Source organism: Synergistaceae bacterium, from assembly GCA_031272035.1.
Classification (GTDB): domain Bacteria; phylum Synergistota; class Synergistia; order Synergistales; family Aminobacteriaceae; genus JAISSA01.
The window spans coordinates 19,048-44,951 of the sequence record JAISUO010000034.1 but is presented as its reverse complement, the minus strand read 5'-3'; the positions used below and the strand labels follow the sequence as shown (position 1 = coordinate 44,951).

The following is a 25,904-nucleotide window of genomic DNA, read 5'->3' as shown; positions in this document are numbered from 1 at the left end:
CGAAACTCTCTCCGCTCAAACGCCCGCAATGGCGTCGATTTCAATATCGATGCCCGCGTACAGTTTCGCGCCGAAAACCGTGATTCTCGCGGGATAGCCCTTTTCAAAAAATGAGCTGTAAACCCGATTCATTTCGTCAAAATACTTTTCGTCGGAAAGGTGAATCGTGCATTTCAGAACCTTATCCATGCCGCTCCCGATTTCCTCCAAAATATTTTTGATCGTCTCCAGGGCGGTTCGCGTTTGCCCGGCCACATCCTGAACAATGATTTCCCCCGTCTCGAGATCCGCGGAAATTTGTCCGGAAACGAAAATCAAATTTCCGTATTTAACCACATGAGAATAGGGACCCACCGGTTTCGGAGCCTTACGGGTTTCGATGATTTCGCGTTCCATTCCTCACCTGTCCTCCTTATTTTTTCGTAACGATAACCTCTCCGGTGTCGCCGTCGATTTCGACGAAGTCTCCGGATTCGATGATTTCAAACAAATCCACGTCGTCAGGAAAGTCCGCAACCGTTGGAATCGACAGCACCGCCGTCGCCACTCCCGAACGCGAGTCGATTCTGGAAAACAGCCATCCCGCCGGCGTAAAACCCGCCACGGAGGCGGAGTGAAAATGCCCCGACCACCCTGTGGACCCCTTGCCGTAGGGAAGAACCAATATTTTCCCCGCAATGCATTTTCCTTTTTCGGGATTCGCTTCTTCGATAATAATTCCCGTTTTGTCGCTGACCCCCGACCAGCCCTGAATGCTGTCGGGACACACAATCGCCTCGCCGGCAGCTTTTCCCGGAAAAGCCGGTCTTCCCCTGATCAAAATTTTTCCCATCGTCAGGCCTCCCACGCGCCTCTGACCGCCGCTTCGATGCATTTTTGGGCGTCGCCGTAGAAAATCTTCACATTCAAATCCGTGTGCAGGTAGTGGGCCTGCTTGGCGCCGTCCGTCGCGAAACCCGTCTTCACCCTGTCGAACACCGTTCTGCCGCAAACCATGGGACAGGCGCTGTTCAGCAGATGTCCGCCCGCTCTTTCGATGATGTCGGCGTAACCGTTGACCTTCGCGAGCTGCTGAATGGCCATATCCGTCCAAATCTGGAGACTGACCCCCTCATGGACATGTCTGCCCTCAAGACATTTCGCGGCGTACCGGATTTCCTCCAGCGAATAATGGGGGCAGCCCAATACCACCATTTCAAGGGAACCTCCGCCTGGATCGCACACCAGAGCCAGCGACTCGTCGCAGTCCCGCTGCGTGATGACAAATTTTCCAAGAGGCTCGTGACCGGCCAGCGCCGCCTCCAGGGTGGGCGCCTCAACGGTACATCCCACGATATGACAGATCTCGGCTCCGCTGGTGGTCGCCAGAGAGGCGAAGCAGCGTTTCAGCTTATTCAGGTTGGGACGTTTGAAATTTCCGGTCAAAACGGGCCTTCCGTTGCCCGGCAGCAAACGCCCCAGCGTCAGGCCGATGATGTCCCAGTCCAAAATCGATTCGCTTTTGCATTGAATTTCAAAAATGTGGGTAGCGTAACGATTTTCGGCAATATGATTTCCCCATTTCGGAGTTCTGCCGCAGATGGCGGACCAGGCGGCCGCCTCCAGCCCGTCCGCGTTGCCGTAAGCGCCCAGCACGGAGTTGCTCATGAGAATGTTGCTGGATTCCGTCGAAACGAAGTGCTCTCCCCGAATGGGAATCCATCCGCTGAGGTAAGGCGTGCAGCTTCCCGCAATGCTCACCCCCGCCTCCTTCGTGAGCTCCAGATATCGCAGATTTTTTTCGAAAACCTCCCGGGACAGATTGAGGGGTTCGTAACAATAGTGGTCGCAGGGACCTACGCAGGTCTGGGAAAAGCACTCCTCCGCAAAGGGCTCCAGCCGATATTTCCGATCGCTGCACAGGATCATTTTCGAAAAAATTTCGTCGTAATCCTCTGATTCCACGGCCTCCAAATAGGGATGCGCGCCGAAATAAACCGTTGCCTTGGTCACTTCGCAAAGCTCTTCCGCCCCCAACACGTTGGCGTACTCCACGATTTTTTGCAGGGCTCTCTGTTTAAAGGGCCCCATTTTCCCGTTCAGCATGTCTTTCTCGTAATCCGTCAGTTTGAGCATCCTCAATTTCCTTCCTTCATTTCCTTCTTTACGCGAATCGACCCTGATCAGGCGTAACCGAAAAGCCTCGGCAAAAACAGCCCGAAGGCGGGAATGTACGTGGTCACCACAAGCGTCGGCAGCCACGCGAAGATAATCAGGGCCAGATTGGGACCCAGCATGTCCCGAACCTCCGCTCCGGAAATGCGTCCTCCCAGGTACAGCAGCGGCGCCGTGGGCGGAGTAACGTTGCCCATGCCGATGTTCACGCCCAAAATCGCCGCGAAATGAATGGGGCTGACCCCCAAAGCCGTCATGACGGGCAGAAGAATGGGAGCGGCCAGAATTGTCGCCGAGCAGTCGTCCATGAGCATTCCCAGGATAATCATGAAAATATTGATCATGACGAGAATAATTGTTCGGTTCTCCGAAATGGAGGTCAGAAAAGTGAGGATCATTTTGGGAAGATTTTCGCTCACGTAAAGCCGGCTCAAAATCATGACCGAAAACAGCATCGTCATAATGACGCCCGCCGTTTCTCCCGCCTGAATAAGGCCTTCATTAAAGGCTTTTCTGTCGATTTTTTTGTAGTAGAACATTCCCACGGGCAGGGCGTAAATCACGGAAAACGCCGCGGCTTCCGTAGCGGTGAGAATGCCGCCGTAAATCGACCCCAGAATGATGACGGGCATCAACAGAGCCGGAATGGCGCTGAATTCCTTTTCCTGCTTTCCTCTCTTTTTCTCTCTCAGGTCCGCCTGCTGCAGAACGCTGTCGTAAACCCTGATATTGGGATTTTTAATCGCGTAAAAACAGTTGACGGCGGAAAAAAGAACGATCAGCATGAGGCCAGGCAGGATCGTGGCCAAAAAGCAGGCCAGCACTGACTCTCCGGTTGCCCAGGCGTAAAGAATCATCAGCATGGAAGGGGGAATCAGGATGCCCAAAACACCGGAACTGGCGATCAGCGCGCCGATCAAACCGTCCGGATAGCCGTTTTCCTTCAGCCTCGGCGTCATAATGGAGCCGATGCAGGAAAGGGTCGCGGAAGAGCTTCCGGAAACCGCTCCAAAAACCGCGCAGGATACAACCGTGACGATCCCCAGCCCGCCCCGAATTTTGCCTACGCCCTTCGCTACGGTTCCGATCAGCTTTTCTCCGATGCCGCCCTTGTCCATAATCGAACCGGCCAGGACAAACAGGGGGATGGTCAGCAGCAGAATGGAGTTGATCTTGTTGTAACCAAAAACCATCAGCAAAGAGGGGTTGTAGTTTCCAAAGAGACAGATGCTCCCCGCCGAGGCCAGAAACGCCAGCGGGATCGGCAGGCCGATAATCATCGTGACCAGCAGCACAATGAGGGCCGTGATTACGAGCATGATTCACCCTCTCCTTCCGCGGTGCGGATTTTCGCGAAACCCCGCACCACATCCCGTATCAGGTAAAGATCCCAGAGCACGAAGGAAATGAAAATCGGAATTTGCGCAATGACGTTCGGCAGCTTGAAAACGTTGGACTTCGCCCCCATTTTCCAGGACCAGGCCACATAATTGAAGCTCCACAGCGTGGCCATCAGGGCCATGATCAGACACAGCCCGGATTTGATTAAATCCAGCTTATTCAGTGTTTTTTTGTTACGTATAAAAAGACTCAGCATGTTCGCGTTGATATGAGTGCCCTTTTTCGCGGCCAGGGCGCTTCCCATGAAATAGAGCCAAAACGCGATAAAGAGAATGATTTCTTCCGAGCCATAAAAATCGACTTTTATGATATACCGCATCATTGCGCCGATAAAAATCAGGGCGCAAACCGCGACGCCCGAAACAATTACAATAAAATGCGCCACGGTTTCAAATTTATCATCCAGTACCCGAAGAATCGTTTTAATTATTCTCATTCCTCTCCCGGCCCGATTTCAGTTCAGCCCACCCGGACACAGGCGGGCTGAACCGGCGCTGTTCGAAAGAAATTTTTTATTTTATGCTGGCCAAAATACTGTCGATAAACTCCTGCGACGTGTTTTTGGCGAGGCTCGGCCACACGTTTTTACGGCAGCTTTCCGCGAAAATGGCCCTCTCCGCGTCGCTGAACTCCACGACGGTGATGCCCTGTTTCTTCATCATGTCCATGTATTTCGCGTCGTCTTCCTCCGCCAGTTTGATGCTGTCCGCGCATTTCTGCTGAATGATTTTCGTTATCGCTTCCTGATCTTTCGGAAGGAGCGACTGGAAAATTTTCTCATTTATCAGAATCTGCGTCGCTTCCTGAGTCATCTGATAGTGATAATAATATTTGATGACGTCCCGGAAGTAGAGATAGTTCAGGTTGGGAGGTCCTCCGCACCAGCCGCCCACCGTGCCGGTCTGAATCGCGGTGTAGGTGTCGGAATAGGCGATGGTCGCGGTTCTGAAGCCCAGATCCTTCGCCGGAAGGGCAAAATTGTCCAGCCCCGGAACCCTGATAATCACGCCTTTTTCTTTGACCGGAACGTTGGCGTCGGTCAGCGCTTTGGACACACCCACGCCGCTGAAGCCCTCGCAGAAAAATCCGAAGGTTCGAAGCCCCAGCTTCTGAGCGCTCTCCGAGACGGTTTTAAACAAATAATTGTCCGGCCTGTAGGCTTTGGCCAGTTCCGCGTAGCTGGAGCCCAGGTAGGGCAGCATCGACCCCGACATCCTGGGGTCGTAGGTTTCCACCGCCGTGATATGGGCCATAGCGATTGTCCCGATCATCACTTCTTCGAAAACGCTGGTGTAATCCCCCAAAGAGCTGTCCGTGTACAGCTCCAGAGACACCCGCCCCTCCGTCGCTTTTTTCACTTCCTCACAGATCTCCCGATCCGCGATGGAGGCCATGGAATCCGTGGGATGCTGATTGGCGAACTTCAACACAACCGGCGTAAAATTATCCGCGCCCAACGCCGTCACGGGCGTCAGGAACACAGCCATCGCACAAATAAAAACCAGAAATCCCAGAGATCGTTTCATATTGCACCATCCCTTCTGAATTTTTACCGCTCAATAATGGACTCCATTTTCGTAAAACAGATTTCCCTGAAATTCAGTGAAGGTCACCTGTACAAACGGAGAACCTTTTTTTTGAAAATATTCGGTCAGTTGTGCGGCCACTCTGTCGCGCAGCTCCTGCGTCCGCGGCATCCAGTAAACATCCACCGCCGTTTCCGCGGCTGCGTCCACGCGCTCCACAGGCGAGTAAAAAATCTTTACGTACTCTCTTTTGACCTCCGAAGCGGAAACAACAATATTCTTCACATCTTCGGCGTACTCCTTCAATTTTTCCTTTGAGACACCCCTCACCGTAATGTGCGGCACTTTTTCACCTCCTTTTGGCAGGCATATTTTTATATTTATGAAAATCACCGTCCACAACTTACAATGGTGGAGATTCCATGAACATCGACACAAACGGTACCCTGACCTGGCATAATTGGTTTCTAAATTGTGGACATTGGCGACACTTTTCAGCACTATCCAAACTTTACTGCTCAAAAGCACGAACATGAAATGAGGTAAGGTCATCTTACCCCAAATGCAAAAGTTGTCAATAAGTGAAAGGAAAAATTTTTATATTTATTAAAAAATAAACTTCGGGGAGATTTGATTCGCCCATCCGACCTTCTGGATGAAAGATTTCTGCATCATGCTGCAAAGGCGCCGCGCGGAGAAGGACTTCCAAAAATCCAGGGGGAACGACGGACAAAAGCCACCGTTCCCCCCAGGTTTTTCGCTTCTTTTAATTTCTGGTCTGCAGTTTTCAGGCTTTCAGTTTCAGCGGTGCTTTCTTCGCGTTTTTCGTATTGCTGTTCGCACTGTTCACCGCGTCGGTTTTGGCTTTGCTTGTCCGCAGTTTGAAATGGGACAGCGCTTCCGTCAGGGACTGGGCGTTTTCGCTCATGGACTCGGCCTGTTCAGCCACGCCCTGGGCGGCTTTTGCCGTCTCCTCCGTGGCGTGCTGAATATTGGAGACCGTGTCCGCCATTTCCACTGTGGATTTGGTGGCGTTGTCGATGGCCGTGGCAACCTCTTTGCTGGAAGCGGCCTGCTCCTGCGCCACCGCGGCGATGTTCTGGATCGAATCGTTGGCCTTGTTGATCTGCTTCAGGGCATCGTCCAGCTGCTTCTGCGCCTCTGACGCCTGGGTCAGGGTTTCGCTCAGAGCCTTTCCGGCCTCGGTGGTGGCGGAAATGCTTTCCTGAGCCTGTTTCTGAAGCTCTACGATGATGCCGTTGACGTTCTGGGCCGCCCGGGCGGACTCCTCAGCCAGCTTCCGCACTTCCTCCGCCACCACGGCGAATCCGCGTCCCACCTCTCCGGCGCGGGCCGCCTCAATGGCCGCGTTCAGAGCCAAAAGGTTCGTCTGATCGGCAATGCCTGTAATGACCGAAACAAAGCTGCTGACGTTTTCCACGGAGGACACAAGCTCCCGTATTTTAGCTTCGCTTTCTCTGGAGTTTTTGTCCGCGTTCTTCATTCCCTCGATCACGGCGTTTACCGTCTCAATGGCCTTGCCGGAGGCCTCCGTCGTCTGGGCGATAAACGAGGCGCTCTCCGTGGAGGACTGCGCCACGGTATCCGCGCCCGCGCTCATTTCCTCCACTCCCGCGTTGCTTTCCTCAAGGGCCGCTCCGTTGCTCTGGCTCAGGGACGCGACCTGGTCGAGGGAGGCCTTCACCTCTTCCATGGAGGCGTTCGTTTCCTCGGCTATGGCGGAAAGGCTGTTCGCGCCGTTCCCCACGGCGTCCGCGACGGACACGACGTTCTGCATCGCGGCCTCCTGAGTGATGATCATCTCGGACATGGCTCCCACCAGGTTCCCCAGCTCATCTTTGCCCTCATAACCGAAGTCCGCCCTTTGAATGGTCATATCGCCCTCCTGGCAGCGTTTCGCCAGGTCCACGATGGTATTGAGGGGCTTGGAAATAGACCGGGAGATGAAGAAGGCGATCAAAAGCCCCAATACGATGGCCAGCGCGGCGGAGGCCAACAGGACGATGGTGGTGGTGTTCAGCTCGGTAAGGCTGGTTCCGGCGACGGTCTTGACCGTATCCTGAGCGAAGCCGGCAATTTTCGAGGTTTCTGTGTTATAGCTGAGCATCACCGGTTTACGGGCCTCGTTCAGGCCGTTCAGCTCTTCATAGGCCTTTATCAGATTTTCCAGATCTTCGGAATAGCCGCTGAGCTGACTCAGTATACTTTTCATGAGATTTTGACGTTCCGGGTCCTCCACCAGGTCGAGCACGGTCTGGGCCGCCTGCTGAATACTTTTTGCAATTTCTCCCGTCTCGCGCATCGCTTTGACGTCATGAGCCACGTCCACGGCCACTACGAGTTCCCGCCGCATCTCTACGGCGTCCGCCAGCATTTTGCTGACGCGGTAGAGATTATCCACCCGCTCCTGAGCTTTGGCATCGCTCAAGTTAGAGTTTTTCATAGTATTGTAAAAACTGTCCAGCGCCTTTTTGAGGCTCTCGTAGACATCCGATCCCGCCTTGCCCAGCGCGGCCCGACCTTTATCTTTTTTCGCAATGGCGGCATGAACCTTCTCTACAATATCCACATAGTTTTTGTGAACGGGCAGAATCGAATCTCTGACCATTTTCGGGGACTGCATGGTGGGATATTTCGCGCCGAGATCCTCCATGTTCGCCAGACTTTTCTCCAGAACCGCGATTTTCTTGTCGTCATCGGCTATGGACTCGGCGGTTTCCGTGTACTGCGTTTCTCTGACAGTCAGGAAAAGCTCGTAAGCATCGCTGTTGATACTGCTCATATACTGCATCGCCGGGACGACGCTGTCCTGAAGAAACGTACTTCCGTCTGTAAGTTTCTTCAGGTTTATCCAGGTCAGAACGACCGCTACAGTAAATACCACTAACACAATTCCGAAACCCAACATCAATTTTGAAGTCATACGCAAATTCTTCATTATCTGCATCTCCCTTGATTACCAAAATTTCCCATGCCAAAAAGCGGGAATATTCATTATCGCATCACCTGCGTCAACAAATTTCACTGAATTCAAAGTTAAAAACGCTGTCCCGGAACATTGAAAATATGAGTCAAAAATCTCTTTGAAATGAATTTTACAACAAAAATGGGATTCTACGACAGAATATTTTGCATGGAAATATAATTTTCACATTTTTATGGAAAATCGAAGGGGGGCTTTTCCGGAAATCTGCCGGTGTGTCAGGTGTTCAGCGGGTTCGTCTTCGATATGCCCCGAGGTCGCCGAAAAAGGATTTTACCTTTCGCCCTCCGCTTTTTTCCCACTGGAGAGAAGCTCAGAAAATTCGACGGCGACCTGCTTCAGCATGACGATCATTTCTTCGATAATCGCATCCGTGAAGCGGCTGGCCGGCCCCGCAATGCTCAGGCTGGCGCGAACGGAACCCGGCGCGTCGAAAACGGGAGAGGCGATGGCAAGGACGCCCCTTTCTCTCTCCGCTCGGCTGATCGTGAAGAGATTGCGCTTCGTCTCCTCCAAAAGCTCCAGAAAACGCGCTCTCTCCGTCACCGTGTTTTCAGTGAAGGGAGACAAATCCTCCATGACCTCGCGAATGAACTCCGGCGGCATCCAGGCCAGAAGGCAGCGCCCCGCCGCCCCGGCCGCAAGGGGAAACCTCGATCCCAGGGGGATGGACCGCCGCAGCGTCGAGGTGGTCTCGCACTGGGCGTAACAAATCCGAACCCGACCTTCCCTTACGTATAAATTGACCGTTTCGTCGAACCGGTCCCGCAATTTTTCCATAAAAGGCCGGGCGCAGACGCGTAATGTGCCGGAAAGGTTCGCAATCTTTCCCATACGCAGACACTGTATGCCCAACTGATACCGTTTGCTGCGCTCATCCCGCTCCAAAAGACCCTCTTCGACCAGCGCGCCGAGGATTCTGGCGGCGGTGGCGGGAGGCAGGGCCAGAGCATGGGCCACGTCCGTCATCGAAAGCTCCCTGCGTTCCTCGGAAAAACACTTCAGCACGCCAATCGCCTTTCTCAGCGAAGACGTGCCGTCCTCCCTCGCTATTTTCATTTCAAAAATCTCCCTGACATTTTGATCGAATTATCTGATCGAACTATCTTGACCGAAAAAATTTTTATCTTATAATTTGTATTATACCACATTCTAGAATCAATATCCAAATTATGGAAATGGAGACCGGAGAACATGAAAAAAACGACCCAGCTTCGCGCCATTCTCGACAGAAAAAAGGCAACACCCGCTATTGGATGCCACGACGTTCTATCGGCGAAACTCATCGAAAGAGCCCAATTCGAGATCATCCAGGTCAGCGGTTTCGGCCTAGCGGCCACGCTGCTGGGCCTTCCGGATATGGCATTTCTGACGTATACCGAAATGATGCATATCACCGGCAACATCATCCAATCGGTGAACATCCCCGTCATGGCCGACGCGGACACCGGATTCGGCAACGCCATCAACGCCATGCGCGTGACGGAACAGATCATCCTGGCGGGGGCCGCCGGAATGAACATCGAAGATCAGGTTTTCCCGAAGCGCTGCGGACACATTGAGGGCAAAACCGTCGTTCCCGCCGAAGAAATGGTGCTCAAAATCAAAGCCTGCAAAAAAGTTCGCGACGCTCTCGACGCGGACTTCATCATCAACGCCCGAACCGACGCCATCGCCGTGGCGGGAATCGACGAGGCCATCCGGCGGGCCAACGCCTACGCTCAGGCGGGCGCCGACATGATTTTCGTCGAGGCCCCCCGCAGCCGGGAAGAGATCGCCCGGGCCGCGAAAGAAATCGACTGTCTGATCAGCATCAACCTCTTCGACCTGGTGGAGGGCGGGAAGACACCTCTCATTCCTCTTGATGAGCTCGCCGCCATGGGCGTGGCCCGGGTCAGCGTCCCCACGGGCACCACCTTCGCCGCCATGCGGGGAATCCAGAACTACCTGGAGGCCATCCGGGGCGGACGCCTGGCCACCGGACGCAAAGACCTGGTGGCGGACTTCGACGAGTTCAAGGAAGTCGTCGGCGTTCCTCAGTTCAGAAATCTGGAAAAAGAGTTTCTTCCGGAGTTCATTAATTGAAATTAAACACTGGAAATTAAAAACAAAAAGTTTAGATGAGTATCGCTCTTCCGGGTTTCACTCCAGTTTCGATCCGGACTTCGGCTGTCGAGGGACAGCTTTCTCAAAAACGGCAGGACTTATTTCATAAGGAGGCGAAGGAAGAAATGAAGAAGGGTACTTTCAGAGCGTGTGCATTGGCTGTTTTGCTGGTTCTGACCATTTCCGGCGCGGCGGCGGCGGAGGACGTCTTCGTGCGCATCGGGACGAGCAGCGTGGGCGGCGGCTTTTACCTGATCGGCAGCACCATCGCTCAACTCGGCACTCAGGTGATGAAGGACATCAACTTTACGGCTATCACCGGAGGCTCCGTCAAAAACTGCATCAACCTCGGTAAGAAGGAGATGGAGCTGGGGATGGTTCAGTCCTCCACGGTCAACGACGCATGGAACGGCGGCAACGAGTCCTTCCCTGAACCCATCAAAAGCCTGAGGTACGTTACCGCAATCTACCTCATGCCGGCCCACATCCTGGTCAATAAGGAAGCGGGGATCAAAAGCCTGGCGGACTTCAAAGGCAAGCGCGTGGATTACGGCCCCGTGGGCGGCGGTATCGAGGTCAACAGCCGCGAATTTCTGTCCATTTACGGCATCGAGGACAAAGACGTCAACATTCAGAGGTTCGGACGCGCGGAGGTCGAGGAGGCCCTTACGGTGGGCGACAGCCAGGGACATATCTGGACCACAAACGCCCCCAACGCCCAGGTGGACTCAATGGTCCGATCCGGAAAAGTGGGCCTGATCGGGCTTGAAGACGACAAGCTCAATGAACTGGTACAAAAATTCCCTCACTACGCCAAAGCGGAGATTCCCGCCGGAACGTACAGCGGTTATGACCAGAGCATTCCCGTCCCCGCGGCGGTGGGATCGCTTTTGACCTACGCCGATATGCCGGATGAGGTCATTTACAAAATCACGAAAATGCTCCACGAAAACAACAAATTTCTCGCGGAACGCCTGAACTATTTCGCCGGGTTCAACCTGCAGATGGCGCTTTCGGGAATGGCCGTCCCGCTGCATCCGGGGGCAAAGAAATATTACGCGGAACAGGGACTCATCAAAGAATAAAAAAAGAATAAAATCGAATAAAAATCATCGGGGATTTTTCGATCTTCTCATTACATTCATTTCTCTTTACGTTCATTACACTTTTAAAATCGTCGGGAGGCTCACATGCGGCCTTCCGGCGAACTTCAGGGAGGAGATGAGGCAATGTCCGCAACGGAGGCACAGGCCCCCGCAAAACGTGGCAAACGACGAAACCCCGGAGGGAAACTGGGGATTTTAATAACTGTCGTCACCGTCATCCTGGCTGTTTTCCATTTGTACACTTCGGCCTTCGGACTTCTGCCCGCAATGCAGCAGAGAAGTTTTCACATCGCGCTGGTTCTGTTTCTGATTTTTCTGCTCTACCCGGCCACAAAACGCTCGCCCTTCGACAAACCGACCGTCCTGGACTGGGTGCTCGCCATAGCGGCGGCGGCCTCCACCCTGTACGTTTTCATCATGTACGAGGAAATAGCCCGGCGCTCGGGAACCTACACAACACTGGAGCTCTACCTGGGGGCGCTGATGATACTGCTCGTGTTCGAGGCGGCGCGGCGCGTTCTGGGTTACCCGCTGCCGATCTTCTGCGCGTTCTTCCTGTTTTTTGCCTATTATGGACGCTCCATGCCAACGCTGTTCCGGCATTTCGGGCTCTCCGTGCCCCGCATCATTGAGGAGCTGTACCTGACCACGGACGGGCTGTTTGGGCTGGTGGCGGGTGTTTCAGCCACCTACATCTATCTTTTCATCCTGTTCGGGTCGTTCCTGAGCTCCACGGGAACTTCAAGTTTCTTCAACGACATTTCCATGGCTCTCACCGGCCACAAAAAAGGCGGCCCGGCCAAAATCGCCGTGATTTCCAGCGCTCTGATGGGAACCATAAGCGGCAGCACTTCGGCAAACGTGGCGACCACAGGCGCTTTTACGATCCCGCTCATGAAAAAAATCGGTTATCCCTCGTTCTACGCCGGAGCCGTGGAGGCGGCGGCCTCCACCGGAGGTCAGATCATGCCCCCCGTACTGGGGTCGGCCGCCTTCATCATCGCGGACTCCATCGGAGTTCCCTACATTCGGGTGGTCTCGGCGTCTGTGGTTCCGGCCCTGCTCTACTTTTGGGGGATATGGTGCTGTCTCAGTCTCCAGGCCTCGAAACTGAATCTGAAAGGACTGGATAAAAGCTCTCTGCCCAAAGTTTCCGAGGTGCTCATCCGGAGCGGCTACAAGGCTCTGCCCCTTTGCGTCATCATTTATTTTCTGGTGCAGGGATACAACCCCCTCTATTCGGCCTGTTGGGGAATCGGAACCTGTGTCGCCCTGAGTTTCATCGACAGAAAGGACAGACTGAACCTGAGGAGCTTTATTTCCACCCTGGAGGAGGGCTCGAAATCGGCGCTCTCCGTGGCGGTGGCCTGCACCCTTGTGGGAGTCGTCATTGGAATGATGGGAGCCACCGGCATCGCCCTCCGCATCGGCGACACCATCCTGAGCTACACCGCCGGCAAACTGATGCCGACCCTTGTGGTGACGATGATCATCTCCCTGATCCTGGGCATGGGGATGCCGACGACGGCCAGCTACGTCATGGCCAGCGCCGTGGCGGCTCCGGCTCTGACGATCATCGGCTGCAAACCTCTGGACGTCCATTTCTTCGTGTTCTTCTTCGCCGTTCTCTCGTCGGTGACGCCCCCGGTCTGCGTCGGGGCCTACACGGCGGCGGGAATCGCCGGAGCGAACCCCAACCAGACGGCCTTCACTTCGGTGAAAATGGTGCTGTCCGGCTTTATCATCCCGTTCGTGTTCATTTATTCTCCCGAACTTCTCCTGCCCAACGTGCGAAACTGGGTTGATTTCGCACAGGCGCTGGCTACCGCCATTATCGGCGTATTCGTTCTGTCGGCGGGCATCGAAGGGTATCTGCTCGACAAACTCTCCCTTTGGGAAAGAGCCCTCGCCCTGGCGGGGGCCCTGGGCATGATCATCCCCGGATGGAAGAGCGACGTCACCGGACTGGCGGTTCTGGGGCTTCTGTACGCGCTGGGGAAAAAACGCAGCTCCGGCGGGAAGCCCGAAACGGGAGCGGAAGGGACCGCGAAAACGCAATGAGACGCGCAACGGCCGGAACTCTGGAATCCATGGACTGCATGGTCGTCGTCGAAGAAGCGCCTTCGGGAAGCGGCGTTTCTCTCACCGTATCGGGAGGCGGCCGGTTTCAAAGCGCCATCGACCGGACCGTGAGACAGGTTTTAACGGATTTCGGCCTCACCGACGCAATCGTTCATGTGCAGGATCATGGAGCCTGGGATGTGGTGGTGGCCGCCCGGGCCGAAACGGCCTGTGCACGCCTGTCCGGGCCGGAAGAAGAGGAAACGGAATGAGATGCGAAAGGGGCCCGAAATGCGCAGACGAACGATGATGTACCTTCCCGGCAACAACCCGAACATGCTTCTGCGAGGACATTTATTCCGTCCTGACGGCCTGATTCTCGACCTGGAGGATTCTGTTCCCCAAAAAGAAAAGGATGCCGCCCGGATTTTGGTGCAAAAAATCCTTTCCTGGCAGGATTTCGGGAGTTGCGAAGTCTCCGTCCGCGTCAATGGCATGGACACGGAGTTTTGGCGCGAGGACCTGGAGGCGGTGGCCTCCGCGGCGGCAGTCAACCCTCAGGTCGACGGAATACGCCTGCCCAAGGCGGAATCGGCCGCCATGGCGTCTCTTTTGGACGAAGCCCTCTCGGAACTGGAAGAAAAACACGGGCTGAAGGCGGGACATTTTACGATTTTCTGTCTTCTGGAAAGCGCGAAGGCGGTGTGGAAGGCCTTCGACATCGCAACGGCCTCTTCTCGAATCACGGGCATAACCCCCGGCGGGGAAGATCTGGCGGCGGATCTCCGGACGAGCCGCTCTGCCGGGGAGAGCGAGCTGGACTGGATTCGTCGCATGACTCTTGTGGCGGGGCGGGCCGCCGGCGTCGACGTTCTGGACACGGCCTACCCGAGAATTCACGACCTCGAAGGCCTGAGAGAACAAACCGCTTTTGTCCGACAGTTGGGATTTGACGGAAAAAACGTCCTGCACCCCGGACAAATTCCGATTATTCATGAGGTTTACACCCCGACGCGGCAGGAAACGGAAAACTCTCTGCGCATCCTTCGCGCGGCGGAAGAAGCGGCCCGCAAAGGACAGGGCGCCGTGGCGGTGGACGGCAAACTGGTGGATGTCCCCGTCATTAAACGCGCCCGTTACCTTCTGAGCCTGGCGGGGATGACGCCGATGAAGGACGGAATGGAGAGCGGAGAGGAGGGAAAACGGCCATGAGCGCCAAAACCCGAAACGCGTTGGGACGGGAAATTCCCGCCTGCATCGAGGGCTACGGTCCGACCATTCCCTGGACGGGACTGGAGGGACGCCGGCCCGCCGGTCGCCGGAGAGGGCGGATTTTTCGTCCCGGAGGGAAAAGCGGAAAGGTCCTCCGAAGCCTTGAAGACGCCGTCGCTGCTTCCGGTCTGCAAAGCGGGATGACGATCTCCTTTCACCACCATCTCCGCAACGGAGATCACGTGATCAACGCCGTGCTGGAGGTCTGCGCCCGAATGGGAATCCGGGACCTGACGCTTTTTCCAACGGCGCTTTTTCCGGTCCACGAACCCCTTCTGAACCACATCCGGTCAGGGGTGATCCGCAAGATCATGGGGTCTGTCAACGGCGCTCTGGGGCGAATGATCTCCCGAGGGGGCATGGAAGCGCCCGTGGTTCTGAGAAGCCACGGCGGACGTCCCCGGGCGATCATGTCCGGAGAAGCTCCTGTGGATGTGGCGTTTATCGCGGCTCCGGCGGCGGACCGTTTCGGGAATCTTTCGGGACAAACGGGGAAATCCGCCTGCGGACCGCTGGGATACGCCCGCACCGACGCGGAATACGCCGACTGCGTCGTGGGCGTTACGGACAACCTGCTGCCCGGCCTTCTCGTCCCCGCCTCCATTTCTCAGGTTTATACGGATTTCGTCGTGGAAATTCCCTCCATCGGCGACCCTAAAGGGATCGTTTCAGGCAGCACTGCCGTGACAAAGGACCCCCTGCACCTCATGATCGCCCGCTATGCAGCCGGAGTTATCGAAACCTCCCCCCTTTTCAGAGAGGGAATCTCCTTTCAGACAGGAGCCAGCGGAACCGCTCTGGCCGTCACCTCCTTCATGAGAGAAGCCATGCTCCGCAGGGGAATTCGGGGCAGTTTCGGACTGGGCGGCATAACGGGCTTCTTCGTGAATCTGCTGGAAGAAGGGCTGCTGACGCACCTGCTGGACGTTCAGTCCTTCGACGCGGCGGCCGTCGAATCTCTGGCGCGCAACCCCGGGCACGGTGAAATTTCGGCGGACGAATATGCCAACCCCTGGAACGCCGGAGCGGCAGTCAATATGCTGGACGTGGTCGTTCTGGGGGCCACGGAAATTGACAGAAATTTCAACGTCAACGTCAACACCGAAAGCGACGGAATGCTTCTGCACGGCATCGGAGGCCATCAGGACACGGCTGCGGGCGCCGCCCTGACCATTGTGGCCCAGCCGCTGACGAGAGGACGTGTTCCCTGCGTGGTGGAAAACGTTCACTGCGTCACCACTCCGGGGGAAGCGATCGACGTTCTTGTCACGGAGTACGGGGCAACGATCAACCCCCGCCGTCAGGACCTTCTGGAGTGTATAAAGGAAGCGCGGGACGTTCCTGTGGTTTCCATGGATGAACTGATCGAAAAGGCTCTGCGTATTTCCGGCCCCATGGACCCGTTGGAGACAGAGGAACGCATCGTCGCCGTTCTGGAATGGCGGGACGGAAGCGTCCTCGACGTGATTCGACAGGTGAAATGAAACCAATTTGCTTTCGATTATAAATTATTGTGCTGTCATCAAAACAGATAAAGCCGCAGAAGAAAATTTCCTCCGCAGCTTCATCTGTTTTTCGTTTATCAGACTAATTTATTGAAAAAAGAGATTACTTTTTCTTCGATTTGTACGTCTCCCAGACTCTTCCCGAATTTTCATAGGAGGGATCGATGGTTTCCAGCCCCGGAATCCAGCAGGCGGGAACTACATTGCCGTTGTCGCGGTATTCCCTGAGTGCGCGAATGCAGCGCACGATCTCTCCGGGATGACGTCCGATGGCGGGAGCGTTGGCGTAAATGAGCTGAACGACTCCGTCGGGATCGATGACCACCGTCCCTCGAAGGTCCACGCCCGCGCTTTCATCGTAGAAATCATAAGGCCTGCCAAGGGCGCCCGTCTGGTCGGGCAGCATCGCGTAGGGCATTCCTCCGTCGATCATCTTCGACAGTTCGTACTGATTCCACTGCTTGTGAGAATAACGACTGTCCGTGCTTATGAGAAAAACCTGCACTCCAAGTTCCTCGAAATCCTTTTTATACTCCGCCAGGGATTGAAGTTCGGTTGGACATACATATGTAAAGTCCCCCGGATAGAAAAAGAGCAAAACCCACTTCCCTTTGCATTCGGAGAGCGCGTAATGGTGAAAACCGTCCTCCACCGCTGAAAAACCTTCCGCGGAAAATTCCGGAGCGGCCTGTCCTATACGCGCCCTGCTGTTACAACAATCCACAGTAATACCTCCTGATTATCGACTATTTTCGACTTCATATTCCCGAGGGGACGTTTCGAACGCTCCGTCCCTTCGTACAGGTAAATCATATTTCATTATGTATTGCATGTCAAACAATATGACCTGAGAAACATTATTCCTCGTCTTTTTCTGCTTATTATTATATCTGTCGGCAAATCAATTTTTTTCTATACAATCCAATCTCTGACTAATATCCATGTTAATTATTATTTTAAATTTTTACTAATAAACGAATAAATACGATATATACAAGAAAAATCTTTTTATAACTATATTTTTCATATTTTTTTAATAAAAATACTTTGTTTTTCGGAGGTAAAAATATATCGGATGTGAGATAGTAGATTCGTCGCGGCGAAGACAGAGAGCTCTCTAAGACACAAAACTCCAGACTGCAGAGGATGAAAAATGAGGATTGTGGAACCCATTCGCAGCACAGGCAAAATCAAGTCGATGAAACGGATCCTCCGGGGAAAAAATCCTCGGGATTTGCTGCTTTTCGTGATGGGCATCAACACCGCGCTTCGAATCGGCGACCTCCTGTCTCTTACGGTGCGGGATGTTCGTAACGACAATGGGCAGCTGCGCACCTGCCTTTACCTTCAGGAGGCCAAAACGGGAAAGATAAAACGCTTTCCCCTGAATTTCTCGGTCACTCGAACGCTGAAAAGCTGTCTGACAGACGAGATGGATGACACCGAGTTTCTTTTCGCATCGGCCAGAGGCGCAAGGCCCATTTCCAGAGTACAGGCCTGGCGCATTCTCTCCGACGTCGCCCGGGATGTGGGACTGGATGCCATCGGCACCCACACTTTGAGAAAAACCTTCGGGTATCACGTATACCGCCGTACGGGAGATCTGGGGCTGGTCCAGAAGCTCCTGAACCACTCCATGAGCGTGGACACTCTGCGATACATCGGCATTGAGCAGGACGATATCGACAACGCCTATATGCGTTTGAACCTGTAACCGAAAAAGAGACTGGCGGGAACATGATCGCAATTCCCGCCAGTCCTGCAGCTTTTTAATGACACTGCCTGGATTTATGACCTTTCGACTATTTCCTGTAACCGCATTTTGGACACACGCCGTCTTTGTTCAGAGCAATTCCGCACAACGGGCAACGGTCCTGTTCTTTCTGGTGTTTTTCGCTGTATTCCTGCACAGCGCCGTTTACTCCGCTCGTGAAGGTGATTTTAACAATATTCAGCTTGTCTTTAAGCAAATCGTAAACGATCTTAATCATGCCCTCAACGGTCATCGTTTCTTTCGTGACCACCAAACGACATTCGGGATACGCTGTCGCAAGCTCCGTTTTGAAAGCGGGGCCTTTCTGTTTATTGCTCGGTGCTCCGTCCTTGATGCCCTGTGTCTCGTAAACGCCAAGAATCGCGGGAAGCAGCGGGTCGTCCTCTCTGAGAATCAGTGCGTGGTCAAAGTTTTGTAAAACTTCCCAGGCGGTTTTCTTAATTTCGTTGCAGGGAAAAACCATATTGACGCCCGCGTTGATGGTATCCTCGACCTCAAGCGTCAGTATCCCCGTGTGCCCGTGCAAATACTGGGCTTCACCTTTGAATCCGTAAAATCTGTGAGCGTATTGCAGGTCCAGCGTTGTGAAACTTCTCATAACCATTCTCCTCCTTCAATATATTTGCAATATATTTGCGGGATGTCTTCGTGCTCCCGCAGCACACGTATTTAAGCAGGGCAATCCTGCCAGTACTCCCGATATACCAGTATTTTGGCATTCTTCACAGATCACCTTTCTAAAGTCAGGGAAGCTAATCCAGGAATAAACAATAACAGGAATCGTTATTATTTATTGCTTAAAATAAAACGCTCTCCTTTTGGAGAAACGACTCAGGCGTCCGAACTTCGGCACTCCGGACAAATCCCCTCGAAAGCCACGAGGCGGCGCTCGACTACAAAACCGCTTTCCTCCTCCGCGTCCCTGTCCAACTCGACGCGGCAGGGCACGGGGAAATCCAACACGCGCCCGCATTTCACGCATCGGAAATGATGATGAGGCGTCAGTTTCCAGTCGTAGCGAACTACCTCCGGGTCTATTTCAACGCGAGCGATTTCGCCCTCCTCCTCCAGAACCTGCAGGTTCCTGTAGACCGTTCCGAAACTGACGCGGGCCGACTGGGAAACCGAGACGAATATCTCCCGCGCCGACGGGTGACAACCCGCGCGAACCGCGTCTAAAACCAGTTTCCTCTGCACCGTCTGACGCCGAATAAGTGTTTGCGCAGGGCTGGGGTCGAAATCTTTCATCCCCGCTCCGTCGCCCCCTTTGTTTTTCCGCGTGAGGCGGATTCATTTAAGCTATTAAGAATGAATAGCGTTAGTATATTCATTCTATAAAAATTTGTCAAGGAGAAATTTTTGAAATTTTCGAGGATGTTATTCGAGGAGTAATCTTTTTCCAAATATAACGCTTGCTATTGTATCTCCATTGGATGTATAAATGGAACATATTGGATGCGGAGGTGTTCCATAATGGGCGAAACAAGATTGAGCGTCCGTGTTGACTCCACAGTCAAACGAAACGCCGAAACAGTGTTCAACGCGCTGGGCATGAATATGAGTACGGGCATCAACATCTTTTTGACCCGCGTGGCCCGAAGTCGGTCAATTCCGTTTGCACTCGAACTCGACAGCGATCCTCAGGATGTCCTTATGCGCCGCAGCGTCAGAGCAAAAATAAGCAAAGCCGTCGAGAACGGCACTCCGACAGCGTTGTTCGACGACGAACAGAATTGTCCGTACCTTGAATACCCTGACGGCAGGAGAGTTTATGATCTTGACTGACACTCCGCACATATTGGTGTTCGCGGGACCGAACGGTTCAGGCAAAAGCTCCGTTGCTTCGGCCTGGCAGTTTGTCGGACCTTATATCAACGCCGAAGCAATCGAGAGACTTGTGAACGGAGGGGAATATTGCGGCTCTTCCGATATTTGCGAGCGGGGTCGGAAAAACCGAAAGGGCCGCTCGTGAAAGCGGCCCCCTGAACGATATGTTCGCTGGTTTGCTGCTTATAAAGCCATCAATCCCTGATGTAAATTTTCATTTTATACAGCGCGACGCAAACGAAGATCGCGACAAAAATCGACGTGATGTCGGCCATGGACATGAGCCGGGGCAGACAGACCGTGAAAAAGATGCGCGTGAGAACCGCGAGGAGGAAAGCAAGGGGAAGAATACGAGGCTCGGTCCATCCTACCATGACGACGCAGGCGGCAATCAAAGCGGGAACCAGCAGGCTTTTCAGCGCGTCCGAGGCGGCGGGCGGCAGTTGGGCCAGGAGGGACGACCCCGCGAGGACGCCGGCGGAAAGAACGAGAATATTGATGAGAGTTGACACGGCCGAGCCGATGTTCGCGCAAATCTCCGCTTCGGGCGTTCCCGGCTGAACTCCGGCGGCCTGCTCCGCCGCGATGGAACAGGGAACCCGCATATTGGAGATGTTTCCAGACAGGTTGGACATATAGGTTCCCGCAACGCCTAAGACGGGGAAGAACTGTATGGGCTGCATAATCCACAGGATTCCCGCGCTGGCGGAAATGCTGAGCCAGCCCTGAAAAACGGGGCCAGGCTGCGGCCACCAACCGTATCTCACGCCGAAATAAATAACCGGAACGAAAGCGAAAAACACGCCCACGGTGTTTGTCAGTTTTCCCCATTTGTTGATGTAGGGCATGTAGTCTTTATCGAGAATCGCCTGTTTATCCATTTTATATCTCTCCTTCTTTTTGTCCCGGTTTCACTTTTTTATGCAGAGCGCCAGCACGAGGCCGCCCAGGATAGCGAAGGCCAGCGACCACTCGCCGAGCCAGCCGATTTTCCGTTTTTTATTGAAAGCGCAGATTGCGGCCATGACGGCGGCGCCGCCAATGGCGGACACACCGTTTCTGTCGACTTTCGCGGCCGTGAAGATCGGCACCACATAGGGAACGATAAGCGAACCCAGGCCCGCAATCATGGCGCAGGAGGCGATAATTTGCATGACTCTCGGGTTGCCGCCTGAAATTTTATGCTGCACGACGTTCATTTTGTCCGTGATCAGAATCGAAACGATGATCCAGCCGATGGAGCCCAGAATCATGACCCAAACGCCGTTCACAAACGCCTGCCCTGTAACGGCCTGACCGGCAGCCGTCTCGATGCCGCTGGCTGTAATCCCGAAGTTAAAAGCCAAAGCCTCGAAAAGCATGTTGCCGATGTAGGAAAGGCGCATCCAGGCGACGGGGCCTCCTACCAATACCAGCAGCGCCAAAAGCGTGGACAGAATGGCCAGAGCCGGCCCGATGGAAGAAATGGCGCTCGCTCGTATGGCGGAGTTGAGCTGCTTTTGAGTCATGCCGATCTCGGCTCCGGCCCGATAGGCTTTTTTAACGAAAATCGCCGCCTGAAACAGAACGAGAACAACGGCGGGAACAACACAAAGCCAGACGGGAAAGGCTTCCGCAATGACCAGATAATTCTCCATTTCTAATCTCTCCTATTCGTAAATAATGCTGCTCGTTTCGTCGACAGGAGCATCTTCCAGAAGTTTCAGGGCCTGGGACAGCAGCTGTTCTCTGTACCGTGCCTCCATGTCGGGTGAAAGCTGGGGATCTCCCAGAACGTGAACGATGCTGTTGCCTCTGAATATGCGTTTGGAACCGATGCCTTCGGCAATTTTTGTGAGGTTGGTGACGTGAACTACAGGTAAACCGGCGCGTTCTATCTCTTTTGTCATCACTGCACCGCAGCGGGTAGACGTTCCTCAGGTGGAGACGAGAAGCACCGCGTCCACATCGGCTTCTTTCAGCTCTTTCGCGATATTTTCTCCGAACTTTTTCCCTGTGCCCATGGGCGTCATCACGCCCGCGGTCGTGTAGTATTTCTCAAGGAGCTCCCCGATTTCCCCCCTGGCGACCAGAGTTCTCGCGGCGTCCAGAGGGACGAGCCGGTTGGGATTTTGTAAAACGAAAGCGTTGTTGTATCCCTGATGGCTGACCTCGTAATCCTGAGCATCCAGACGCTCTTTTCCCTCTATCGGGTAGGATTTGAACATGGTGGAGTTGGTGGGGACCATTTTGTCCGGGTTACCCTTTGGAACGAGCCCTCCGTCGGTTACGAGGGCCAGTTTGATTTCCGAAAGCGGCTTGTGAAGCCGGGGAATGGGAACAGGTTCCCGGGAGGGTATGACGACCTCCGTTTTGAACGGACACCCCGCGTGTTTCGCGAGAAGCATATCCACACCCCGCCGCGGCGCTGGAAGAGAGTAGTCGATCAGGGGCGCCGGGCCATTGCCGTGGTAGTGTTCCACATCGCCCTTGCCGATGACCTCCCCCGCGGCCAGGCGCAGAACGAAACGAGCCAGCTCGGAAATGACCTTTTTCATGTCGCGGGCGTTGTTGTCCGTTTTAAGAATGTAACACCGGTCCTTGTAAAGATCCGTTCCCGGGTTTTCCTGATAGAGAGCCGTGACCGACGGAATAAGCAGCTGTTCGGCGACTTTGGAGGTCACCGCGCCGCAGATCAGCCCGTAGCGCCCGGCGTTGAATCCGGGGCCGGCGACGAATATGTCCGGTTTAAAGCCTTCAACGATCTTCAGGATTTCCTCCGTCACGTTTTCGAGGTTTTCTGTCGCGTAATTATCTCCGCAGATCACCGTGGCGACCACCGTTCCCGCTTCGCCAAGGGCCGCCTGCAGGGCGAGTCCGGGTCCCACCGGATTTTCGCGGACCTCTATTCCCATTCCCGCCGTGTCTTCTCCGCCGAATCCGCCATAAAACTGGTTGACGTAATGTACAATTCTGTATTTTGCCATGACTTTTTCACCTCGTTTTCAGTTTCATTGAGCGCAGGCTTCCGGAGCGGTCCATGTGATGTCGTCGTCCATGGTTCGATAGCAGTCTCCGAGCTGACCGTAAACGCCCGCGTAGGCGTAGTTGGTCGTGTGCGTAAAAGGACCTCGCGGATCGAGTCCCAGCAGACTGGGAACGTTGACGTCCTCCCCGATGAGGCGCTCAACCCTTGGATGTTCGAGCAGAAAATGCCGGCCGCTGTTGACGACGGCATCCACTTTGGGATCGGCGATGACCAGCATGTCTCCCGGAGTGTCGTTGCTGACTCCGGCGAGGTTGACCGCCGCGGTCATTCCCATGCTTTCGCACCAGTTGAAGGCCATAACCGCGTCCAGCTGCGCGTGTCCCATTCCCGACTTGTTGACCATGACGCAATCCGCCCGGAGGGTGTTTTTGCACAATCCGGCCGCGATCAGGCCCATCGCGCTTTTGTCGCCTATTCTCATCGTGTTGTTGGCGAAAACGACGCCGGCGAAATCGAGATCTTTGCCGTGCCGGCTCAGGAGCTCCTTCACGTAGGGATCGTTCTGAAGCACGTAGGTATTTTCCCAATAGCGAAAAATAACCGCTCCGTCCAGAATCTCGGTGGGCTGCACGATGATGGGCAGATAACCGACAGCGCTCTGGCCATAATAAAGAAAGTTCCAAAAATCCGTAGTTGCCTGAAGCGTGCAGAGATACGCCACGCGAGGCAGCTTTTTCCCGTCTTTTCCCCTCTGCCCCTCATCCAGAGGACGGTGAGAAAAGAATTCTGTTTTGTCCGGTGTCTGACCGATGGCCAGCTTCGCCAGGTGGACATTGATGGAGAGGGCGGAGTGTTTCAGCGCCTCGCTGTAAGTGAGGTCACTGATGCCGCTGCCGGGAGTCGCGTCCAGGATGATGTGATGATGCCGGGCATAGTAGGAGTAATGAGAACAGGGTTCACACATATCCAGGTACCACTTGACGTTGGCTTTGGGGTAATAAAGCTCCGTAATGACGACGCCCCGCAGCGCGACGGTTCTCCCCTCCCCCGCCGGGGCGAGACTGCCCCATGCTCCAGGGTATGACGTTTCCGGCGCGTCGACTTTACAGCGAGGCTGCATGACTTCGTGAACTCCGAGGATACGACAGCTGTCCCCCGGAGACGCGATTTTGATGTCAAAAGAGTCGAATACGGGTTTATTCGCCAGCGCCATGAGTTCTTCTTTGTCCAGCGTCAGCACGCCGTTCCGCAGTTCCGTGCGATTTCCAAACATGACGTTGCGTATATTCACGTAATCGATGGAAAGCTCCCTGCACATAATTTCTCCCTTCCGACCCCGTACAGGGTCTGTATTTCAAAGATTTTTCAAAGCAACACACAAAGCAAAGCAACACACAAAGCAACACAAACGGCATATAGTATAATTTATACGTGGAAGAATCATTGTTCGCCCGTAATTGTTAATTGGCTGAATATGTTTGGTTTTAGGACAATATTCTTCATTTGCGCAAAAAATGTTGAGAAATTTTAACTGCTGCATGAACCTTTGGGGAGAATTTTCGACCTCCGGCTTAAGTTTTGTCTGTCGGGTTCAGCTTGAACAAAACGAGGACGAAAATGTCAAAGACGGCGCTTATGAAAAAGGCTCTGGTCGATGCGCTTAAAGCGCTGGTGAAGGAAAAGAGTCTGGCAAAAATAACGGTTTCCGATATTACAGAGTACTGCGGTATCAGTCGGAATACCTTTTACTATCATTTCAACGACAAATATGATTTGATCAACTGGATTTTTTACTCCGAAACCCTTCCCGAGATCAACGCTTTTTCGGAACCAGACCGCTGGTTTGACGGTTTTGTCAGGTTATGCCGATACATGCAGGCCAACCGGGACTTCTATCTGGAAGCACTGGACTACGCGGGGCAGAATTCGCTGCAGGACTACCTCGTGGACTTCTACTTCGAGCTTCTGAAAATACATATCAACACGATCTACAGTCAGTCAGGCTGCAAACTCGCCGACGAAGAATTATTTCTGATGGCGCGCATGGAGGCGCACTCCTACGCGGGCATCGTTATGGATTGGGTAAAGCAGGGTATGCAGGACGATTACATGGCCCGCTTCGAACAGCTTCGCCGCGTGAGTATGCTGGCGGGATCCCGCTATTCCATCGCGCCCTCCGACGAGAAAACCGCCGGTCAGGAACCTGACGTCCAGAATACACAGAATACAATTCAGGTTTCGCATGTAAAATGAGTCTGAAATATGAAAAGAGTCCCCGGAGGTTTCCGGACCGAAGAATGAGATACAATAAGAGGGTACACAAAGGAGGTTCTGTCCTGTGAAAAATCTCGGGGTCGTTTACGGCGCGGGAAATCCCAACGCTCTCAGAGGGGTGGGAGAAACGGCAGTCGATTACTCTGTACCCGCTCCAAAGCGGGGAATCAATATGCTTCTGGCAAAATACAGAAAAGAGGAATACTGCACGGAAGTTCCCATGCCGAACGCCGAAATTTCCTCTGTTCCCATCCTTTCGCGTCCTCTGTCGGAGTCGAAGATCGCCCTTGTGACGGACGGAGGCCTTGTCCCCAAAGGGAATCCGGACGACGTGACGCCCTCAAACGCCAAAAAATTCTGCATCTACTCTTTTTACGGAAAAGAACAGCTCTCCCCGGAGGACTACGAAATCAGTCACCAGGGTTACAACAACGCGCTGATTCTCGAAGACCCCAATCGACTCATGCCGGTAGACGCCCTGCGCCGTCTTGAGCGTCAGGGTGTTATTGGGAAACTTTCAGACATTTTTTATACTTTAGCTGGAGTGATGACGCCCGCGGAAAACAGCGAGGCCTTCGGAGAGAAAATAGCGCTTTCCCTGAAAGAAACGGAGGCGGACGCGGTCATTCTTTCTTCGACCTGCGGCACCAGCACCCGCTGCGGGGCGATCATCGCCAGAGAAATCGAACGGGTGGGCATTCCCGTCGTTCAGGCGACCAACCTGACGAAAATTGCCGAAAGCTTCGGGGTCAACCGGATCCTCCGGGGCAACAGCGTGGAATGTGTTTTCGGAAACCCGCGCCTGTCCAGGGAGGATGAGGTGAAATATCGAGAAGAAATGGTTCAAAAAGCCCTTTGGATGCTCTCGGCGACCCCGCCCCAAAACGGCTCTCTCGTATACGCGCTGTAACCCGGCAATTTTCCGG

At 54.0% G+C, this 25,904-nt stretch carries 26 protein-coding genes; 10 read left to right on the top strand and 16 right to left on the bottom strand.

The window, feature by feature from the left end:
- Positions 1-15: 15 nt before the first annotated feature.
- From LBR61_04045 to LBR61_04005, 9 genes are all read right to left on the bottom strand, one after another.
- A complete protein-coding gene (locus tag LBR61_04045) occupies positions 16-396 on the bottom strand; it encodes a Rid family detoxifying hydrolase (protein ID MDR1731246.1) in 381 nt (126 codons plus the stop codon).
- 16 nt (positions 397-412) lie between these two features.
- The gene (locus LBR61_04040) at positions 413-832 is read right to left on the bottom strand and encodes a DUF126 domain-containing protein (GenBank protein ID MDR1731245.1); all 420 of its coding nucleotides are present in this window, start codon (positions 830-832) and stop codon (positions 413-415) included.
- 2 nt (positions 833-834) lie between these two features.
- Positions 835-2,115 (bottom strand): aconitase X catalytic domain-containing protein, encoded by a 1,281-nt coding sequence (locus LBR61_04035; GenBank protein ID MDR1731244.1) that lies wholly within the window; start codon positions 2,113-2,115, stop codon positions 835-837.
- Between the two features lie 47 nt (positions 2,116-2,162).
- Positions 2,163-3,473: a TRAP transporter large permease gene (locus LBR61_04030; GenBank protein ID MDR1731243.1), complete on the bottom strand. Its 1,311-nt coding sequence runs from the start codon at positions 3,471-3,473 to the stop codon at positions 2,163-2,165.
- Positions 3,464-3,991 carry a TRAP transporter small permease gene (locus LBR61_04025; protein MDR1731242.1) on the bottom strand — a complete coding sequence of 176 codons (528 nt, stop codon included), beginning with the start codon at positions 3,989-3,991 and terminating at the stop codon, positions 3,464-3,466. Before LBR61_04025 ends, LBR61_04030 begins: the two co-directional genes overlap by 10 nt.
- Positions 3,992-4,067: 76 nt before the next feature.
- Positions 4,068-5,081, bottom strand: coding sequence for a TRAP transporter substrate-binding protein DctP (gene dctP, locus LBR61_04020; protein ID MDR1731241.1), 1,014 nt, complete (start codon positions 5,079-5,081; stop codon positions 4,068-4,070).
- Positions 5,082-5,111: 30 nt separating this feature from the next.
- On the bottom strand, positions 5,112-5,426 hold the full coding sequence (locus tag LBR61_04015; GenBank protein ID MDR1731240.1) for a DUF1904 domain-containing protein: 315 nt from the start codon (positions 5,424-5,426) through the stop codon (positions 5,112-5,114).
- Between the two features lie 442 nt (positions 5,427-5,868).
- Positions 5,869-8,040 carry a methyl-accepting chemotaxis protein gene (locus LBR61_04010; protein ID MDR1731239.1) on the bottom strand — a complete coding sequence of 724 codons (2,172 nt, stop codon included), beginning with the start codon at positions 8,038-8,040 and terminating at the stop codon, positions 5,869-5,871.
- A gap of 318 nt (positions 8,041-8,358) precedes the next feature.
- A complete protein-coding gene (locus LBR61_04005; GenBank protein ID MDR1731238.1) occupies positions 8,359-9,144 on the bottom strand; it encodes an IclR family transcriptional regulator in 786 nt (261 codons plus the stop codon).
- A gap of 135 nt (positions 9,145-9,279) precedes the next feature.
- Here LBR61_04005 and LBR61_04000 point away from each other — a divergent pair, with 135 nt between their 5' ends.
- From LBR61_04000 to citF, 6 genes are all read left to right on the top strand, one after another.
- Entirely contained in the window at positions 9,280-10,170 is an 891-nt protein-coding gene (locus tag LBR61_04000; protein MDR1731237.1) for an isocitrate lyase/PEP mutase family protein, read from the top strand.
- Positions 10,171-10,316: 146 nt separating this feature from the next.
- On the top strand, positions 10,317-11,276 hold the full coding sequence (locus LBR61_03995; protein ID MDR1731236.1) for a TAXI family TRAP transporter solute-binding subunit: 960 nt from the start codon (positions 10,317-10,319) through the stop codon (positions 11,274-11,276).
- A 144-nt stretch (positions 11,277-11,420) separates the two neighbouring features.
- Positions 11,421-13,358: a TRAP transporter permease gene (locus LBR61_03990; GenBank protein ID MDR1731235.1), complete on the top strand. Its 1,938-nt coding sequence runs from the start codon at positions 11,421-11,423 to the stop codon at positions 13,356-13,358.
- Complete coding sequence (locus LBR61_03985) at positions 13,355-13,630, top strand: citrate lyase acyl carrier protein (protein MDR1731234.1); 276 nt, start codon at positions 13,355-13,357, stop codon at positions 13,628-13,630. The genes LBR61_03990 and LBR61_03985 overlap by 4 nt, the downstream gene beginning before the upstream one ends.
- A gap of 19 nt (positions 13,631-13,649) precedes the next feature.
- Positions 13,650-14,570: a CoA ester lyase gene (locus tag LBR61_03980; protein ID MDR1731233.1), complete on the top strand. Its 921-nt coding sequence runs from the start codon at positions 13,650-13,652 to the stop codon at positions 14,568-14,570.
- Positions 14,567-16,114, top strand: a complete 1,548-nt coding sequence (citF, locus tag LBR61_03975; GenBank protein ID MDR1731232.1) for a citrate lyase subunit alpha — start codon at positions 14,567-14,569, stop codon at positions 16,112-16,114. Before LBR61_03980 ends, citF begins: the two co-directional genes overlap by 4 nt.
- Before the next feature lie 124 nt (positions 16,115-16,238).
- Here citF and LBR61_03970 read toward each other — a convergent pair whose 3' ends face one another.
- Entirely contained in the window at positions 16,239-16,859 is a 621-nt protein-coding gene (locus LBR61_03970; GenBank protein MDR1731231.1) for a peroxiredoxin, read from the bottom strand.
- A gap of 429 nt (positions 16,860-17,288) precedes the next feature.
- Here LBR61_03970 and LBR61_03965 point away from each other — a divergent pair, with 429 nt between their 5' ends.
- Positions 17,289-17,849, top strand: a complete 561-nt coding sequence (locus LBR61_03965) for a site-specific integrase (protein MDR1731230.1) — start codon at positions 17,289-17,291, stop codon at positions 17,847-17,849.
- 88 nt (positions 17,850-17,937) lie between these two features.
- Here the strand turns inward: LBR61_03965 and LBR61_03960 are convergent, their stop codons facing one another.
- Both LBR61_03960 and LBR61_03955 read right to left on the bottom strand, forming a co-directional pair.
- Positions 17,938-18,507: a 6-carboxytetrahydropterin synthase gene (locus LBR61_03960; protein MDR1731229.1), complete on the bottom strand. Its 570-nt coding sequence runs from the start codon at positions 18,505-18,507 to the stop codon at positions 17,938-17,940.
- A gap of 233 nt (positions 18,508-18,740) precedes the next feature.
- Entirely contained in the window at positions 18,741-19,157 is a 417-nt protein-coding gene (locus tag LBR61_03955) for a transcriptional repressor (GenBank protein MDR1731228.1), read from the bottom strand.
- Positions 19,158-19,382: 225 nt separating this feature from the next.
- Between LBR61_03955 and LBR61_03950 the strand changes: the two genes are divergently transcribed.
- Entirely contained in the window at positions 19,383-19,694 is a 312-nt protein-coding gene (locus LBR61_03950) for a type II toxin-antitoxin system RelB/DinJ family antitoxin (protein MDR1731227.1), read from the top strand.
- Positions 19,695-19,930: 236 nt separating this feature from the next.
- Here the strand turns inward: LBR61_03950 and LBR61_03945 are convergent, their stop codons facing one another.
- From LBR61_03945 to LBR61_03930, 4 genes are read right to left on the bottom strand one after another with little or no spacing between them, the layout of a single operon-like run.
- Positions 19,931-20,617, bottom strand: coding sequence for a hypothetical protein (locus LBR61_03945; GenBank protein ID MDR1731226.1), 687 nt, complete (start codon positions 20,615-20,617; stop codon positions 19,931-19,933).
- 30 nt (positions 20,618-20,647) lie between these two features.
- Complete coding sequence (locus tag LBR61_03940) at positions 20,648-21,373, bottom strand: DUF5058 family protein (GenBank protein ID MDR1731225.1); 726 nt, start codon at positions 21,371-21,373, stop codon at positions 20,648-20,650.
- A gap of 12 nt (positions 21,374-21,385) precedes the next feature.
- Positions 21,386-22,702, bottom strand: coding sequence for a glycine/betaine/sarcosine/D-proline family reductase selenoprotein B (locus LBR61_03935; GenBank protein ID MDR1731224.1), 1,317 nt, complete (start codon positions 22,700-22,702; stop codon positions 21,386-21,388).
- A gap of 24 nt (positions 22,703-22,726) precedes the next feature.
- Entirely contained in the window at positions 22,727-24,022 is a 1,296-nt protein-coding gene (locus tag LBR61_03930; protein MDR1731223.1) for a glycine/sarcosine/betaine reductase component B subunit, read from the bottom strand.
- A 299-nt stretch (positions 24,023-24,321) separates the two neighbouring features.
- Here LBR61_03930 and LBR61_03925 point away from each other — a divergent pair, with 299 nt between their 5' ends.
- Together LBR61_03925 and LBR61_03920 are read left to right on the top strand one after the other, a co-directional pair.
- A complete protein-coding gene (locus tag LBR61_03925) occupies positions 24,322-24,957 on the top strand; it encodes a TetR/AcrR family transcriptional regulator C-terminal domain-containing protein (GenBank protein ID MDR1731222.1) in 636 nt (211 codons plus the stop codon).
- Between the two features lie 85 nt (positions 24,958-25,042).
- Complete coding sequence (locus LBR61_03920; GenBank protein MDR1731221.1) at positions 25,043-25,888, top strand: glycine/betaine/sarcosine/D-proline family reductase selenoprotein B; 846 nt, start codon at positions 25,043-25,045, stop codon at positions 25,886-25,888.
- Positions 25,889-25,904 lie beyond the last annotated feature (16 nt).